We start from the raw sequence: 16,383 nt of genomic DNA on the forward strand, positions 1-16,383 counted from the left end.
GCTTCTAGGCGCGCTGCGCGCTCGCCACCCGTGCAATCGCGCCGATCGCATCGCTGACGAGCACCGCGAGCAGTCCGACGATCACGCCGCCTTGCAGCACGAACGCGGTGTTCGATGTTTGCAGGCCCGCGATGATCACGTCGCCGAGCCCGCGCGCGGCGACCGTCGAGCCGATCGTCGCGGTGCCGAGATTGATCACGACCGCGAGCCGGATCCCGTTGACGATCACCGGAAACGCGAGCGGCAGCTCGACCGACACCAGTTGCTGCCAGCTGCTCATCCCCATGCCGCGTGCGGCATCGACGACGTCGCGCGGCACGTCCTCGAGCCCCGCGATCGTGCTCTCGAAAACCGGCAGGAGCCCATACAGTACGAGCGCGATCAGCACGGGCTTCAATCCGAAGCCGACGGCCGGCACCGCGAGCGCGAGTACGGCGACGGGCGGGAAGGTCTGGCCGATGTCGACGACGCTGCGCGCGAGCGGCAGGAAATCCGCGCCGGACGGCCGTGTGACCGCGATGCCGGCCGCGACCGCGACGATCGTGCCGATCAGGCTCGACAGCGCGACCGTGCCGAGATGCGCGAGCGTGAGATCGAGCAGGCTCGCGCGATCGTAGATAACGGGTGCGCCATTGTCCGCGAACGGCGCGAACCAACCCTGCAGCCATGCGGGGCGCAACAGCAACACGAGCAGCAGCGCGAGCGCCGCCGCGCGCGCGACGTACGCGGGAAGCGCCGAACGCGTGGGCCGCACGCTGCCGTGCGCCGTCATGCGGGCTTCCTCGCGTGCGCGCGGATCGCGTCGAGCGTGATGCGGCGCGCGCGGCGTGCGTTGCTGCGGCCGCCATCGTCGACGGGCAACGCATCGACACCGCGCCACAGCAACTCGGATACCGCGTCGCGCAGCGTGCGCGTCGCGGCGATCGGTTCGCCGTCGGCATGACCGGGTTCGGCCACCGTCTCGATCGGCGTCAGCGCGAGCAGGCGCAGCGGCCGGTCCACGCCCGCGACGAGCTGCTCGACGACGCCGGCCGCCGGCTTGCCGAGAATCTCGGCCGGCGTCGCGACCTGCAGCAGCCGGCCGCCGTCCATTACCGCGATCGTGTCGCCGAGCTTCAGCGCTTCCTCGATGTCGTGCGTGACGATCACGACCGTGATGCCGAGGCGGCGCTGCAACGCGAACAGGTCGTCCTGCGCCTTGTTGCGGATGATCGGATCGAGCGCGCCGAACGGCTCGTCCATCAGCAGCATCGCGGGCTCGGCCGCGAGCGCGCGCGCCACGCCGACGCGCTGCTGCTGGCCGCCCGACAGTTCGTGCGGCAACTTGCCTGCGAACTCGGCCGGCGCGAGATGGAACAGCTCGAGCAGTTCGTTCACGCGTGCATCGATGCGATCGGACGACCAGCCGAGCAGGCGAGGTACGGTCGCGATGTTGCGCGCGACGCTCCAGTGCGGGAACAGGCCATGCCCCTGGATCGCGTAGCCGATGCCGCGCCGCAACTGCTCGGGTGCGACGGTCGCGGTATCGACGCCGTCGATGCGGATCGTGCCGCTGGTGGGCGCGATCAGCCGGTTGATCATGCGCAAGAGCGTCGACTTGCCGCTGCCCGATGCGCCGACGAGCGCGGTGATCGTGCCGCGCTGCATCGTCAGCGACACGTCGTCGACGGCAGTCACATCGCCGAAGCGTTTGCCGACCCGTTCGATCTCGATCATCCTGCACGCCCCTTCGCGAGCGACGTCGCGGCTTCGAACACGACGGCGGCCGCCAGTGCGAGCGCGATCGTCGGGATCGCGCCGAGCAGCACGAGATCGGCGGCCGATTGCCCGATCCCCTGGAAGATGAAGGTGCCGAATCCGCCGCCGCCGATCAGCGCGGCCACCGCGGTCAGGCCGATGTTCTGCACGAGCACGATGCGCACGCCGCTCAGGATCACCGGCAGCGCGAGCACGAGATCGACGCGCAGCAGCCGCTGCACGCGCGTCATGCCCATCGCGCGCGCCGCCTCGGTCACGTGCGGCGGCACTTGTTCGAGCCCGACCACGACGCTCGATGCGATCGGCAGCAGCGAGTACAGGAACAGCGCAAGCAAGGCCGGCGCGACGCCGATCCCGCGGATGCCGAGCGCGGCCGCGAGCGGCACGTGCGCGGCGAGCAGGCCGAGCGGCGCCATCATCAGCCCGTACATCGCGATGCTGGGGATGGTCTGCACGACATTGAGCACGGGCATCGCGACGGTCCGCACGGCCGCGATCCGCGCGCATGCGATGCCGAGCGGCAGGCCTGCGACGAGCGCGGCGGCGACCGAGCCGCCCGCGAGCGACACGTGACGAAGCGCCTCGCGCCAGAAATCGTCGCTGCGCACCGCGTATTCGCGCATCACGGAGAGGCCGTCCCACCAGCCGCTTGCGAGCGGCACCGAAATCGCTGCAATGGCGACGACGAGTGCGACGAGGCGCCGCCACGGGCCGAACGCGAGGCGGGCGAGCGCGTCGGCGATGAGCACGGCCCATGCGAACAGCAGCAGCCAGACGCCCGCATCGGGCGAGACGCGGGCCAGCATGTCGTCGGCCGCGACGACGTGCGTCGCGGCCGCACCGGCCGCGTACGCGAGCGTGGCGAGCCCGGCACTGCCGGCCGCGAGCCGCCATGCCGGACGGCTCGCCGTCATCGCCCACAGCGCGCCGGCGGTCCACAGTGCGGCGAGCGCGGCACCCTGCATCGCAGGCAGCGCGGCGAACACCGACAGCCCGGTGCCGGCCGCGATCCGGTTCGGCCGCAGCACCGCGAACGGCAGGCCGAACACCGCGACGATCGTGAGTACCCCGATCAGGATGCCGACCTTGTCGAGTGTCACGCGCCGCGCGGACGCCGCCGCGCGATCCGTCATTTCACGAAGCCCTTCGCTTTCAGGTAGCTTTTCGCGACGCCGGCGGCCGGCTCGCCGTTGATCTGGATGCGGGCGTTCAGCGATTGCAGCGTCTTCAGGTCGAGGCTCGCGAACACCGGCTTCAGGTAGTCGGCGATCTGGGGGTGCGCTTTCAGCACGGCTTCGCGGATCACCGGCGCGGGTGCGTAGACGGGCTGCACGTGCTTGTCGTCGTCGAGCACCGCGAGGCCGCTCGACGCGATCCCGCCGTCGGTGCCGTAGACCATCGCGGCGTTCACGCCGTCGGTCTGGTTCGCGGCGGCCTTGATCGTCGCGGCCGTGTCGCCGCCGGACAGCACGACGAGCTGCTCGGGCTTCAGCTTGAAGCCGTACGCCTTCTCGAACGACGGCAGCGCCGACGCGCTGTTCACGAATTCGGCCGATGCCGCGAGCTTCACCTTGCCGCCGCCGGCCACCCATTTGCCGAAATCGGAGAAGGTCTTCAGGTGCTGCGATTGCGCGACGGGTGCGAGCAGCGCGACGCCCCACGTGTTGTTCGCGGGTGCCGGTGCAAGCCACACGAGATGGTTCGCCGCGTAGTCGAGTTTCTTCGCGGTGTCGTAGCCTTGTCCGGCGTTCTTCCACACCGGGTCGTCGGCCTTGTTGAAGAAGAAGGCGGCGTTGCCCGTGTATTCGGGGTAGATGTCGATCTCGCCGCTCGTGAGCGCCTTGCGCACGATCGGCGTCGCGCCGAGCGCGATCTTTTCGGTGACCGGAATGCCGTGGGCCTTCAGCACCTGCGCGATGAGGTTGCCGAGCAGGTTGCCTTCGGTGTCGATCTTCGACGACACCACGACGGGCGTGTCGGCGTGCGCGCCGGGCGCGACGATGGCGGCGGCGAACGCGAGGCCCAGAATCCGGGCGGGCAGGGCGAGCTTCATCGGGGCCAATCTCCAGGACGGGGGCGTACGCCGAAAGTTACTTGACTGAGCCGGCTTTGGCAAACCGCGTGCGGCGGCGCGTCCACAGCCGGTGTGGGGATAACCCGCAGCGGTCATGCAGGCTTGTTACACTGAAATTCATTCCCGTCTGTGGACACTTGCTGACATGAAGCCCGAGTTGCTCGTCCTCATCGCATTGCGCGGCGACGCGCATCGCGAGATCGCCGCGTCGTTCGACGTGCGCCATGCTCCGACACCCGACGAACGCGAACGCGCGATCGCCGAACACGGCGGCGCGATTCGCGCGGTGCTGACCAACGGCAGCACGGGGCTGACTGCCGCCGAGATCGACCGGCTGCCGCAACTCACGTTCGTCAGCGCGCTCGGCGCGGGCTACGAGCACATCGACGTCGCGCATGCGAAGGCGCGCGGCGTCACGGTGGTCACGGGTGCGGGCACCAACGACGATTGCGTCGCCGATCACGCGTTCGCGCTGCTGCTCGCGGCGGTGCGCAACGTCGTGCAGCTCGATGCGAAAACCCGCGCGGGCGTATGGCGAGACGGGCTGCAGATGCCGCCGAACGTGTCGGGCAAGAAGCTGGGCATCGTCGGGCTCGGCAAGATCGGCGAGAAGTGCGCGCGTCGCGCGGCCGGCTTCGACATCGAGATCGGTTACCACAACCGTTCGCCGAAGGCTGTTCCTTACCGCTACTTCGACCGCGTCGACGCGCTCGCGCAGTGGGCCGATTTCCTGATCGTCGCCACGCCGGGCGGCGCCGGCACGCGGCACCTGATCGATCGCGCGGTGCTCGACGCGCTCGGCCCCGGCGGCTTTCTCGTCAACGTATCGCGTGGCAGCGTTGTCGATACCGCTGCTTTGGCGGACGCGCTGCGCGAACGGCGCATCGCGGGCGCGGGGCTCGATGTGTACGAAGGGGAACCGGAACCGCCGCGCGCGCTGACGGATCTCGACAGCGTCGTGCTGACGCCGCACATGGGCGGCTGGTCGCCCGAGGCGCTCGATCGTTCGGTGCAGCAGTTTCTCGACAACGCGGCGCGGCATTTCGCGGGGCAGCCGGTGCTGACGCCGGTGTGATCGCCGGAAAGCGCGCGGGCGCGAATCAGTCCGCCTGCCTGCAGAATGTCCAGTAGAAATCCGGCAGGTTCGCCGGCTTGTCGGCATCGAGGTCGATCCAGGCGAACTGGTTGTGCTCGTCGCTCAGGACGATTGCATGACGATCGACCTGGCACTGGAAGCACACGATGAGCACGCGCTTGCCCGGCACGACCTCGCACGAACGGCTGGCCACGTAGCGGATCGCCGAGGCGACGATCCCGCATTCTTCTTGCACTTCGCGGATGACGGCTTCTTCGAGCGATTCGCCTGCTTCGGGCCAGCCGCCCGGCAACTCCCATTCGTCGCGCGGATTGCGCAGGAACAGGACCGAGCGTCCGTCGCGGACGATGGCTTTGGCGCTGAGGGGGATCATGCGGGTTCACCGGAGAGGTTCGACTTCCGCAGCCTAACGCAGGTGTCCCGTTCTTGCAGCGATCCCCCGCCCGCGCCGATGAGCGCACGGACGGGGGAGGCAGTGCCGTTACGCCGGCAGCCGGCGTGCGGCTACGCGCCCGTCGTCGACGAAGCCAGCGGCACCGTCACCGACGTGCCGGCCGGATCGAGCGTCAGGCCCGTGCCCGGCGTCGGCCGCAGCGTCGCTTCGTAGTCGCTGGAGAGGACAACGAGCCCCAGCCGGTGGCCGGCTTCCAGCTTGTAGTCGCGCGGCATGAACGTCAGCTTCAGGTCGTACGGCATGCCGGGCAGCACGGGTTGCGACACCCAATCGGACAAGCGGTTGCGCGGGTCGGTCCAGGCACGCGTGACGATCGTGGCCGTGCCGTCCGGTGCGCGATCGACCAGCAGCGCGGTCACGTTGGCCACCCCGGTGAAGGTCAGCCTGACGCGTGCGGTCGCGGAGCCGGAGAGGCGCGTGGCGGCCGTCAGCGGCGCGGTTTCGAAGCGGCTGCGGTTTTCGCCCGTCGGTGCGTTCGCCAGCGTGAGCGCGGGAATGCGCGCATCGTCGGTGAAGCGCGTGAGCGGGCCACCGGTCGGCAGTCGCAGCAGCGTGCCGGTGCCGGCGCCGTCGCCGCCCGCGAAGTACGTGACCGGCGTCGCGCGGCGTGCGGCCCAGTCCGCTTCCTTCAGCAGCGTGCCGTCGGCCTGCTCGATCACCGCGCGCGGATCGCGTTCGACGCCGTTGTTGTAGCCGATCAGGTAGCGCGTGAACCACCGGTTGACCTCCGCGGTCCACGCTTCGCCCATCGCCGGCACGCGCGTCGGGTCGGTGTGCTTCAGACGGTGCAGCCACAGCTGCGTCGGCACGCCCTGGCGACGCATCGCGAGATACCACGACGTCGACTGGTCGACGCGCACGTTGTCGTCGGTCAGCCCCTGCGCGACGAGTGCCGGTGCCACCGCGAATCCCGTCGGGATGTCGCGCGCGGCCCAGAACGGCGAATAGTCGCCGGTCTTGCGGTCTTCCTGCTGCAATGCTTCGTCGATCAGGTGCGTGCAGCGCTCCGGATGCGCGTTCGTCAGCAGCGCCTTGATGTACACGTCGACATCTTCGCCCTGATAGCCTTCCGGCGCGCGCACGAGGCCGCCCGAGCGGTAGTAGCCGTACATGTTCGTCAGCCCGGCGATCGGCACGATCGCGTCGAGCCCGCGCGTGCGCAGGCTCGCGACCATCTTCGGCAGCGTGCCGTCGTACGATACGCCGTACATGCCGACGTGGCCCGTCGACCAGTTCGCGACGACCGTCTTGCCGTTGGCGTCCTTCGCGGTCGCGTCGCGGCCGAGCCAGCGGATCACCGATGCCATCGCGACCGATTCGTCGCGCGTCAGGATCGTCGGGCAGCCGTCCGAGCCGGCGGTGCCGAGCGAATCCGCGTAGACGATCGTGAAGCCGCGCGGCACGAAGTAGCTTTCGATCCACGAGCGGCCGGCGGCGGCCGCTTCGACCTGCTGCAGCATGCGCGACTGCGGCGCGGCGGCCAGGATGCGCGTGGACGCCGAGGCCGGTGCGCCGGCGGCCGCGGCCGGATGCGGCGTGCCGTCGAGCTCGACGTCGACGTTGTGGTCGGGGCTGTCGGCGAGCCCTGCGTAGTACGGGCTCGCAAGCACGATGACCGGCGTACGCGCGCCGTTCGCGGTTTCGGACGGCCGCACGATGCGCACGTGGATGCGGTCGCGCGTGCCGTCGCCGTCGGAATCGACCGGCGTGTCGACCCACGCGTTCTCCTCGATCGTGCCGCCCGACAGCGACGGCTGCACCTGGCCGTTGCTGATCACCGGCTTGTAGCGTCCGTTGCTGGCCGGATTTGCGTACGGGACGCCGGACGGCGACACGTGCGACGCGAGCGACTGCGCATCGGCCGCGGCGGCGGCGGTTCCCTCCTGTTGACCCTGCGCGAGTGCGGATACCCCCGCCACGCTGCCGCCGTCGTCGCCGCCGCACGCGGCGAGCGTCGTGGCCGCCACGAGCGCGGGAAGCCACGCGCGCCGGAATCCGGTTCGATGAATGTTCATTGAATCGACCTCGTCTCTTGTGATTGTCTGGAACCGGCGCGGCTCGCGATACGCCCCCTGCGGCCTGACCGGGTACTGCGTCGGATGAAACGGAACTGCACCATCAAAACCGGCGGGCGAGACGCACGGGGTCTCGCCCGGTGCCGGCACGCGTCACGCGATGCGCAACGCGGCCGGGGCCGGGGCGATCGCTTTGCCCCGGGCGGAATTCGTCAGGGCGGCGTCGGCACGAAGTAAATGCAGGAGTGCGAATCAAATGCGGGCATGCCCGAGCTTCCTTCAGGTTTCGGATGAAACGGAACGGCACGATGCGATGAGGCGGGAATGTTGCGAACGGCGGTGCTGCAACGGCAGGAAAGCGCGACGCGAGTCGGCACGGCTGGCCGGATTGCTTTCCGGAAGCTTGCGCAAAAGTTATCTCAGTGAAATGTCCGTGTCAAACTTTTTTAGTGTGGGTCAAACAAAGTTTTGGCATACGAGCGGCATGCCGTCTCAACTTCCCCGGAATCCGTCCGTAAACAGGAAAAAACATTCTGAAAGGAGAGAGAGGGCATGACGATTTCGGTCACGGCGGCGGGCGGCCTGTCGCTCGCGCAGCGGGCGCAGGCGGCGCTCGACGGACGCCAGGAGATGGACGCGACAGCGTCCGGCAAACCGCAGGACCCGCCGATCGGCATCCGGGCGCTGGATCCGGAAGCGATGCAGGCGGCGCTAACGAGACAGTTGTCGATGGTGGGCGACCTGACGATGAAGCTGCGCGGCGTGACCGACGCACTCGCGACGAGCATGCAGGACATCGTTGCGAAGCGCCCGGATCTGGCCGATGCGCAATTCGACTTCATGACCGACAACGGCCGGATCAAGGTCGTGTCGAAGACGATGACGGACAGCGATCGCACCTGGGTCGAGTCGACGCTGAACGCGAACGCCAGTCTGGTGCTCGCAACGCGCGATTTTCACCAGCAGGCCGTCGATATCGCCGCGCAAGGCGCGGCCGTGCGCGGCGATACGTTCACGGACGGCGATCGCGCGGCGGCCAGCCAGGGCGCCGACGCGCGCTTCCAGTTCATGAGCCTGCTCAACCGGTCGGTCGCGGACAACCCGCCGCCGGTGCCGCCCGGCGGGCACTTCACCGCGCAGGACGGCACGGCGCTGACGATCGACGCATCGGCCGGCAGCGCGCGCGGCACGCTCGCGCTGCTGAACACCGCGCGCCAGTTGTCGTCGGGCGCGGCGATCTTCGTCGACCGGTCCGGCGAGAAGTCCTATGGCATGCGCATGGAGCTGTTCGGTGTCGGCTTCGACGTGCTCGCCGGCTACACGCCGGATGGCAGCAACAGCGTCGGCTTCCACGAGATCGCGTAACGCCGCGCCGGTTGCGCCGGTTGCGCCTATTCGTCGCGCAGCGCTTCGGCTGGCCGTACCCTGGCGGCGCGCCAGCTCGGATACAGCGTCGCGACGCACGACATCAGGAACGCGGCCGACGCGATCTCGAGCACGTCGACCGCCGAGAGCTTCGACGGCAGCGAACTGAGGAAGTACACGGACGGCGTCAGGAAGCGGATGCCGAGCAACTGCTCGATCGCCGGCAGCACCCACGGGATGCTGACCGCGATCGCGCAGCCGAGCGCGACGCCCGCCAGCGTGCCGGCGAGGCCGATCGTCATCCCCTGGATCGCGAAGATCTTCATGATCGACCGGGGCGGCGCGCCGAGCGTGCGCAGGATCGCGATGTCGCCCTGCTTCTGCGTGACGGTCATCACGAGCGACGACACGAGGTTGAACGCGGCGACCGCGACGATCAGCATCAGGATCAGCGACAGCATCCGTTTCTGCAGCCGCTCGGCCTCGAACCACGTGCGGTTCTGCCGCGTCCAGTCGCGGATATAGAGGTCGCCCGACAGCGTGCGCGACAGCGCCAGCGCGATCTCCGGCGCGCGCTGCAGGTCGTCGAGACGCAGCCGGATGCCGGTCGGCGCACGCACGTTGGACAGCTTCTGCGCGTCGCGGATGTGGATGTACGCGAGCGCGCTGTCGTACTGGTAATGGCCCGATTCGAACGTGCCGACCACGTTGAACTGGCGGAACTGCGGCAGCGCTTCGCCGATGCGCGCGGTGTTGCCGGGCGCGAAGAACGTGATGCGGTCGCCGATCTTCACGTGCAGTGCGTCGGCGAGCGCCGAGCCGAGCACGATGCCCATCTCGCCCGGCACGAGCGCGTCGAGGCGGCCGGTCTTCAGCTTGCGCGCGATCTCGGACACGCGCGGCTCGAGCACGGGGTCGATGCCGCGCAGCGCAACGCCCGTCACGCTGCCCGCGTTCGTCAGCAGCGCCTGCGCGTCGACATAGGGCGCGACCGCGCGCACGGCCGGGTTCTGCAGCGACTCGTGCGCGGTCAGCCGCCAGTCGGGCATCGAGCCGGACGGCGAGAAGATTTCCACATGCGCGAGCACCGACAGCATCCGGTCGCGCACTTCGGTCCGAAAACCGTTCATGACCGACAGCACGACGATCAGCGCGGCGACGCCGAGCGCGATGCCGGCCATCGCGGCGCCGGCAATGAACGACACGAAGCCGTCGCCGGCCGAGCGCCGGCCGCCGCGCGCGTAGCGCAGCCCGATCTGCCATTCGAACGGGAGTTTCAAGCGGTTTCCTTTCATTTCGATTCGATCCTGCCGAGCCGCGCATTCTAGCGAACGCGGCGCGGCCGCGTGCAGAGGTCGCGCGCGCCGGACCCAGGCCCGTCCGACCGGCCGGTCATCTGGCGGCGTTGCGCGCCGGCACGCCGATATTTCCATCGTTTCGGGTCTGATCGATAATGGCGGCCAGCATCCGGTCGAACATACCAAGCAATACGGCGCAACCGGGCCGCGCCGTCACAGACCCATAACAATTCGGGGAAGGTTGCCGCGTCGGGCAGCATGTCCTTGACAAGGAAATAACAAATGGATTTGCTGCGCTTCCTGCTGCTTCTGCCGATTCGCGTCGCAGGCTTCGTCTGGTGGCTGCTCGGCTGCGCGCTGCGGCCGCTGGTCGGCGACGTGTCGTGGACGGCGCCCGCGTGGATGGGCACCACCGCCGCGGCCGTGCGCCGCCGTCCGTGGCATGCGGGCGGCCTCGTGCTGCTCGCGGCCGCGCTCGGCTATGGCGGGTACTGGTTCAAGCACCGCCCGAAGCCGCCCGAGCCCGAAACCGTCAGCTTCACCGTGAAGGCGCCGGCGATCACCACCTATGAGGTGGACGATACCGACAAGCCGAAGATCACCGTGCATCCGCTGGAAGTCGTGTTCGCGCAATCGGCCGCGCCGATCGAACGGGTCGGCAAGCCGGCCGGCGACGGCATCGAGATGACGCCCGCGCTGAAGGGCGCGTGGGAGTGGGTCGACGACAAGACGCTGCGTTTCACGCCGGCGGCCGACTGGCCGGTCGGCGCGCACGTCGAGGTGCGTTTCGCGGTGCATCGCGTGTTCGCGCCGCAGGTGATCATGCGCGACGATCGATTCGCGTTCGACCTGCCGGCGTTCGCCGCAACATTCGGCAACAACGAGTTCTACCAGAACCCCGACAATCCGGCGGAAAAGCAGGCGCTGTTGCAGTTGCACTTCAACTATCCGGTCGATCCGGCCGAATTCGAGAAGCGCATCGGCCTCGTGCTGGTCGGCCGCGACGGCAAGACCGCGTCGCCGCTGCGCTACACGGTCAACTACGACAAGATGAAGACGAGCGCGTGGGTCTACTCGCAGCCGCTCGAGATCCCGCGCGATCCGCTGTCGGTGCGGCTCGACGTCGACAAGGGCGTGAAGAGCACGCGCGGCGGCAACGGCACGCCGGACGTGCTGCATGCATCGGTCGGCGTGCCGGGGCTCTACAGTTTGTCGATCGGCAACGTCGCGCCGACGCTCGTCGACAACGAGCGCTACGAGCCCGAGCAGGTGCTCGTCGCCGAAACGTCCGACGGCGTGCGCAGCGTCGATCTCGCCGCACGCGCGAAGGCATGGGTGCTGCCGAAGCGCAAGCCCGGTGTCGAGCAGTCGGACGACGATCCGCCGTACGAATGGAACGTGGCCGACATCAGCGACGCGGTGCTGAAGCAGTCGAAGCCGCTGCCGCTCGAAGCGGTGCCGACCGAGAACGATTTCGCGACGCTGCAGAGCTTCAAGTATCACGCGACACCGGGCGACCGCGTCGTCGTGCGGTTCGAGGGCGACCTGAAATCGGCTGGCGGCTACCTGCTCGGCAAGCCCGTGACGAGCGCGTTCACGGTGCCCGACTATCCGAAGCTGCTGCGCTTCATGGCCGATGGCTCGCTGCTGTCGATGAGCGGCAGCAAGCGGCTGTCGGTCGTGTCGCGCAACCTGCCGGGGATGAAGGTCGAGATCGGCCGCGTGCTGCCCGATCAGATCCAGCATCTCGTGAGCTTCAACAACGGCACGTACGCGCGGCCGGAGCTGTCCTATTCGTTCAGCGAGGACCACATCGTCGAGCGCTTCGTGCAGACGCGCGCATTCCCGGCCGGCGAGCCCGGCAAGGCGCATTACGAAGGCATCGATCTCGGCCAGTACCTGAAGGGCGGCAAGCGCGGCGTGTTCCTGCTGCACCTGTCGCAGTACGACCCGGCGGCCGAGAAGAAGAAAGCCGACGATGCGAAGGACGGCGATGCATCGTCCGGCGACGGCAGCCAGGATCAGTCCGGCGATGCCGATTCGGGCGACAGCAGCGGCAATGGCGACAACAGCGACAGCGCACTCGGCGACACGCGCCTGATCGTCGTGACCGATCTCGGGATGCTGGTCAAGCGTTCGCTGGACGGCAGCCAGGACGTGTTCATCCAGTCGATCCGCACCGGCAAGCCGGTTGCGGGCGCAATCGTGTCGGTGCTCGCGGTGAACGGCCAGGCGCTGTTCACGCAGACCACCGGCGCCGACGGCGTCGTGCATTTCCCCGCGTTCAAGGGGCTCGACCGCGAGAAGCGTCCGCAGCTGTACGTCGTGAAGAAGGACACCGACCTGTCGTTCCTGCCGGTGGCGGGCCGCGATCGCCAGCTCGACTTCTCGCGCTTCGACGTCGACGGCGAACGCAACGCGACGGGCCAGGGGCAGCTGTCCGCGTACCTGTTTTCGGATCGCGGCCTGTACCGGCCCGGCGATCCGTTCCACATCGGCCTGATCGTGCGTGCGGCCAGCTGGGCGCGCAGCCCGGCCGGCGTGCCGCTGCAGGCGGAGATCGTCGACCCGCGCGGGATCACCGTCGAGCGCAAGCCGGTGACCGTCGACGCGACGGGTTTCACCGAGCTCGGCTATACGACCGCCGAAACGGCGCCGACCGGCACGTGGACGGTCAACCTGTATATCGTGAAGGACGGCCAGCCGGGTGCCGAACCGATCGGCAGCACGACCGTGCAGGTGAAGGAATTCCTGCCCGACCGGATGAAGGTCGACGCGAAGCTGTCGCAGCAGGTCGTCGAAGGGTGGGTGAAGCCGAAAGGGCTGAAGGGCATCGTCGATGCACAGAACCTGTTCGGCACGCCGGCCGAGAAACGCCGCGTCGCGGCGACGCTGACGCTGCGTCCCGTGTGGCCGTCGTTCCGCAGCTGGCAGGGCTATCACTTCTTCGATGCACGCCGCGCGAAGGAGGGCTATACGACGACGCTGCAGGACGGCACGACCGACGACCGCGGCCATGCCGAATTCGATCTCGATCTCGACAAGTACGCGGACGCGACCTACCAGCTCTACTTCCAGGCGAAGGCGTATGAAGCGGAAGGCGGGCGCAACGTCGCCGCGAACGCGCAGACGCTCGTGTCGAACAACGACTGGCTGGTCGGCTACAAGTCGGTCGACGATCTCGGCTACGTGAAACGCGCCAGCCCGCGCACGGTGCGGCTCGTCGCGATCGACCCGGGCGCGAAGGCGATCGACGTGAAGGACCTGCGCGCGCAGCTCGTCGAGGAACGCTACGTGTCGGTGCTGACCAAGCAGGATTCCGGCGCGTACAAATACGATTCGCGGCTGAAGGAAGTGCCGGTCGACGAGAAGCCGCTGTCGATTCCGGCGGCCGGGCTCGACTTCGCGCTGCGTACCGACAAGCCGGGCAGCTATGCGCTCGTGATCCGCCGCGCGGACGGCACCGCGGTGAACCGGATCGAGTATTCGGTCACCGGCGCCGCGAACGTCACGCGCTCGCTCGACCGCAACGCCGAGCTGCAGGTGAGCCTCGCGAAGCACGACTTCAAGCCGGGCGAGCAGGTGGAAATTGCGATCCGCGCGCCTTACGCGGGGAGCGGCCTGATCACGATCGAGCGCGACAAGGTGTATGCGCACGCGTGGTTCCATGCGGATACGACGAGCTCGATCCAGCACATCACGGTGCCGGCCGGTTTCGAGGGCAACGGCTACATCAACGTGCAGTACATCCGCGATCCGTCGTCGGACGAGATCTTCATGAGCCCGCTGAGCTACGGCGTCGTGCCGTTCTCGGTGAACCTCGACGCGCGCCGCAACGCGGTGAGCGTCGATGCGCCGGCGCTTGTGAAGCCGGGCGACACCGTCAACTTCACCGTGCATTCCGCGAAGCCGGCGAAGGTCGTCGTGTTCGCGGTCGACGAAGGCATCCTGCAGGTCGCACGCTACAAGCTCGGCGATCCGCTGAAGTTCTTCTTCCGCAAGCGGATGCTCGAAGTCGGCACGTCGCAGATCCTCGACCTGATCCTGCCGGACTTCGAGAAGCTGATGGCGATGGCCGCGCCCGGCGGCGACGCCGACGATGCGATCGGTCGCCAGTTGAACCCGTTCAAGCGCAAGCGCGACAAGCCGGTCGTCTACTGGTCGGGGATCGTCGACGTGAACGGCGATACGCGCCTGAGCTACACGGTGCCCGACTACTTCAACGGGAAGCTGCGCGTGATGGCCGTGTCGGTGTCGCCGGACCTGGTCGGCACGTTCGAAAGCGCGACGACGGTGCGCGGCGATTTCGTGTTGTCGCCGAACGTGCCGACGACGCTCGCGCCGGGCGACGAGGCCGACGTCAGCGTCGGCGTCGCGAACAACCTGACGGGCGTCGGCAACCAGCCGGTGCCGGTGGCGGTCACGCTGAAGACGGGCCCGCAGTTGCAGGTGATCGGGCCGGCGACGCAGAACGTCGCGCTCGCGCCGCAGCATGAAGGCGTCGCGATGTTCCGCGTGAAAGCGACCGAGACGCTCGGCTCGGGCGCGCTGTCGTTCGGCGCGCGCTACGGCGCGAAGGGCGCTCAGCAGCGCGTCGACGTATCGGTGCGGCCGGCCGCCGCGTTCCGCACGCAGCTCGACATCGCACGCGTCGATCCGGGCAAGAAGGCGAGCGTGCCGAACCTGCGGTCGATGTACGACGCGTATGCGTCGCGCGACGCGAGCATCTCGACCGCGCCGCTGGTGCTGTCGGAAGGGCTGTCGTCCTATCTCGTCAACTTCGACCACTACTGCAGCGAGCAGATGGTGAGCGCGGTCGTGCCGCGCGTGTTCGCGGCGAAGTGGCTGTCGGTGCGCGCGCTGACGAGTGCGATGCATGCGCCGGAAGCCGGCGCCGATGCGGCAAACGCGACCGCGATCACGCAGTTCCTTGACGTGCTGCGCGGCCGGCAGAACGCGCAGGGCGGTTTCGGGTTGTGGAGTGCAACGCCCGATGCCGATCCGTTCGTGTCAGCGTATTCGATGCACGTGCTGCTCGATGCGCGCGATCGCGGTGTGGCGGTGCCGAAGGACATGCTCGACGCGGGCAATGCGTATCTGCAGAAGCTCGCCGCGAACGATTCGCTCGGCTCGCTCGACCTGCTGCGGCAGCGCGCGTATGCGGTGTACCTGCTGACGCGCCAGGGCAACGTGACGACCAACAGTCTCGCGGCCGTGCAGAAGCGGCTGCAGGATGCGTATCCGAAAGACTGGAAGAACGATCTCGCGGCGGCGTGGCTCGCCGCGTCGTATCAGTTGCTGAAGCAGGACAAGGAGGCCGCCGCGCTGATCGCGGGCCCGCAGGCGTTGCTCGAGCGCAAGCGCGCGTCCGACGGCGACTACGTGACCGGTTACTACATCGACCCGCTGACGCGCGACGCGAGCGTGCTGTACCTGCTCGCGAAGCACTTCCCGGAACGCGTGAGCAAGCTGTCGCCGCGCGCGATGGACAACATCGCCGCGCCGCTCGTCGACAACCGTTACAACACGCTGTCGTCGGCAATGACGATCCTCGCGCTCGACGCGTATGCGGCGTCGAACGCGGGCCAGCTCGACCAGCTCGCGATCGACGAAGTGCGTGCGGGGGCCGGCGCGAAGGACGTGTCGTCGATCCAGGCGAACCTCGTGCGTTCGGGCACGTGGGCGGCCGGCGCGTCGCGCGTCGACTTCGTGAACGGCAGCGCGTTGCCGGCGTGGTGGATCGCAAGCCAGTCGGGTTACGATCGCGGCACGTCGACGAAGGCGATCAAGAGCGGGCTGGAGATCGTGCGCGACTACACCGACACGAACGGCAAGCCGCTCGACAAGATCACGCTTGGCCAGGAGATCGACGTACACCTGAAGATCCGCGCGACGGGTTCGGCGAGCGTCGGCAACGTCGCGATCGTCGATCTGCTCCCGGGCGGCTTCGATCCGGTGATCGCGCCGCCACCCGTGACCGACGCGCAGGAGGGTGACAGCACCGGCGGCGGCGCGCCGGCGCCGGTGGCCGATGCGCCGTGGCGTTCGCCGATCGGCGTGACGGGGTCGACGTGGCAGCCGCAGTTCGCGGATGTGCGCGAGGACCGCGTGGTGATCTACGGCACCGCGACGACCGACGTGCGCGAATTCGTCTACCGGATCAAGGCGAGCAACGCGGGCCGCTTCATTGCGCCGCCTGCTTACGGCGAGTCGATGTACGACCGCCGCGTGCAGGCGCAGGCGCCGGGCGGCGCGGCGCTGACGGTGGAGCGCGTGCGATGACGGCGCGGCTGCAGCGGCGTGGCAGGCCGCGCCGAAAGCGA

General features: G+C 68.6%; 10 protein-coding genes. 3 read left to right on the plus strand and 7 right to left on the minus strand.

What is annotated here, in order from left to right; all coding sequences use genetic code 11:
• Positions 1-4 precede the first annotated feature (4 nt).
• Genes ACWMMN_RS19395 through osmF form a run of 4 tightly spaced genes read right to left on the minus strand, consistent with a single transcriptional unit; the run spans position 5 to position 3,811 of the window.
• Complete coding sequence (locus ACWMMN_RS19395; RefSeq protein WP_256087189.1) at positions 5-772, minus strand: ABC transporter permease; 768 nt, start codon at positions 770-772, stop codon at positions 5-7.
• Positions 769-1,716, minus strand: a complete 948-nt coding sequence (locus tag ACWMMN_RS19400) for an ABC transporter ATP-binding protein (protein ID WP_342705351.1) — start codon at positions 1,714-1,716, stop codon at positions 769-771. Before ACWMMN_RS19400 ends, ACWMMN_RS19395 begins: the two co-directional genes overlap by 4 nt.
• Positions 1,713-2,891, minus strand: a complete 1,179-nt coding sequence (locus ACWMMN_RS19405) for an ABC transporter permease (protein ID WP_174993855.1) — start codon at positions 2,889-2,891, stop codon at positions 1,713-1,715. Before ACWMMN_RS19405 ends, ACWMMN_RS19400 begins: the two co-directional genes overlap by 4 nt.
• Entirely contained in the window at positions 2,888-3,811 is a 924-nt protein-coding gene (osmF, locus tag ACWMMN_RS19410) for a glycine betaine ABC transporter substrate-binding protein OsmF (protein ID WP_174993854.1), read from the minus strand. Before osmF ends, ACWMMN_RS19405 begins: the two co-directional genes overlap by 4 nt.
• Before the next feature lie 166 nt (positions 3,812-3,977).
• On the opposite strand from osmF, the gene ACWMMN_RS19415 reads away from it, so the two are divergent.
• Positions 3,978-4,907, plus strand: coding sequence for a 2-hydroxyacid dehydrogenase (locus ACWMMN_RS19415; RefSeq protein ID WP_256087190.1), 930 nt, complete (start codon positions 3,978-3,980; stop codon positions 4,905-4,907).
• A 25-nt stretch (positions 4,908-4,932) separates the two neighbouring features.
• Here ACWMMN_RS19415 and ACWMMN_RS19420 read toward each other — a convergent pair whose 3' ends face one another.
• Entirely contained in the window at positions 4,933-5,301 is a 369-nt protein-coding gene (locus tag ACWMMN_RS19420; RefSeq protein WP_059239132.1) for an NUDIX domain-containing protein, read from the minus strand.
• A 131-nt stretch (positions 5,302-5,432) separates the two neighbouring features.
• The gene (locus ACWMMN_RS19425) at positions 5,433-7,397 is read right to left on the minus strand and encodes a Xaa-Pro dipeptidyl-peptidase (RefSeq protein ID WP_059239134.1); all 1,965 of its coding nucleotides are present in this window, start codon (positions 7,395-7,397) and stop codon (positions 5,433-5,435) included.
• Between the two features lie 552 nt (positions 7,398-7,949).
• Between ACWMMN_RS19425 and ACWMMN_RS19430 the strand changes: the two genes are divergently transcribed.
• Positions 7,950-8,762 carry a hypothetical protein gene (locus tag ACWMMN_RS19430; RefSeq protein ID WP_174993853.1) on the plus strand — a complete coding sequence of 271 codons (813 nt, stop codon included), beginning with the start codon at positions 7,950-7,952 and terminating at the stop codon, positions 8,760-8,762.
• A 26-nt stretch (positions 8,763-8,788) separates the two neighbouring features.
• Here ACWMMN_RS19430 and ACWMMN_RS19435 read toward each other — a convergent pair whose 3' ends face one another.
• Positions 8,789-10,057 (minus strand): lipoprotein-releasing ABC transporter permease subunit, encoded by a 1,269-nt coding sequence (locus ACWMMN_RS19435; RefSeq protein ID WP_081051989.1) that lies wholly within the window; start codon positions 10,055-10,057, stop codon positions 8,789-8,791.
• 285 nt (positions 10,058-10,342) lie between these two features.
• On the opposite strand from ACWMMN_RS19435, the gene ACWMMN_RS19440 reads away from it, so the two are divergent.
• Entirely contained in the window at positions 10,343-16,342 is a 6,000-nt protein-coding gene (locus ACWMMN_RS19440; RefSeq protein WP_486423810.1) for an MG2 domain-containing protein, read from the plus strand.
• Positions 16,343-16,383 lie beyond the last annotated feature (41 nt).

The organism is Burkholderia cepacia complex sp. TUM26381 (assembly GCF_057439935.1).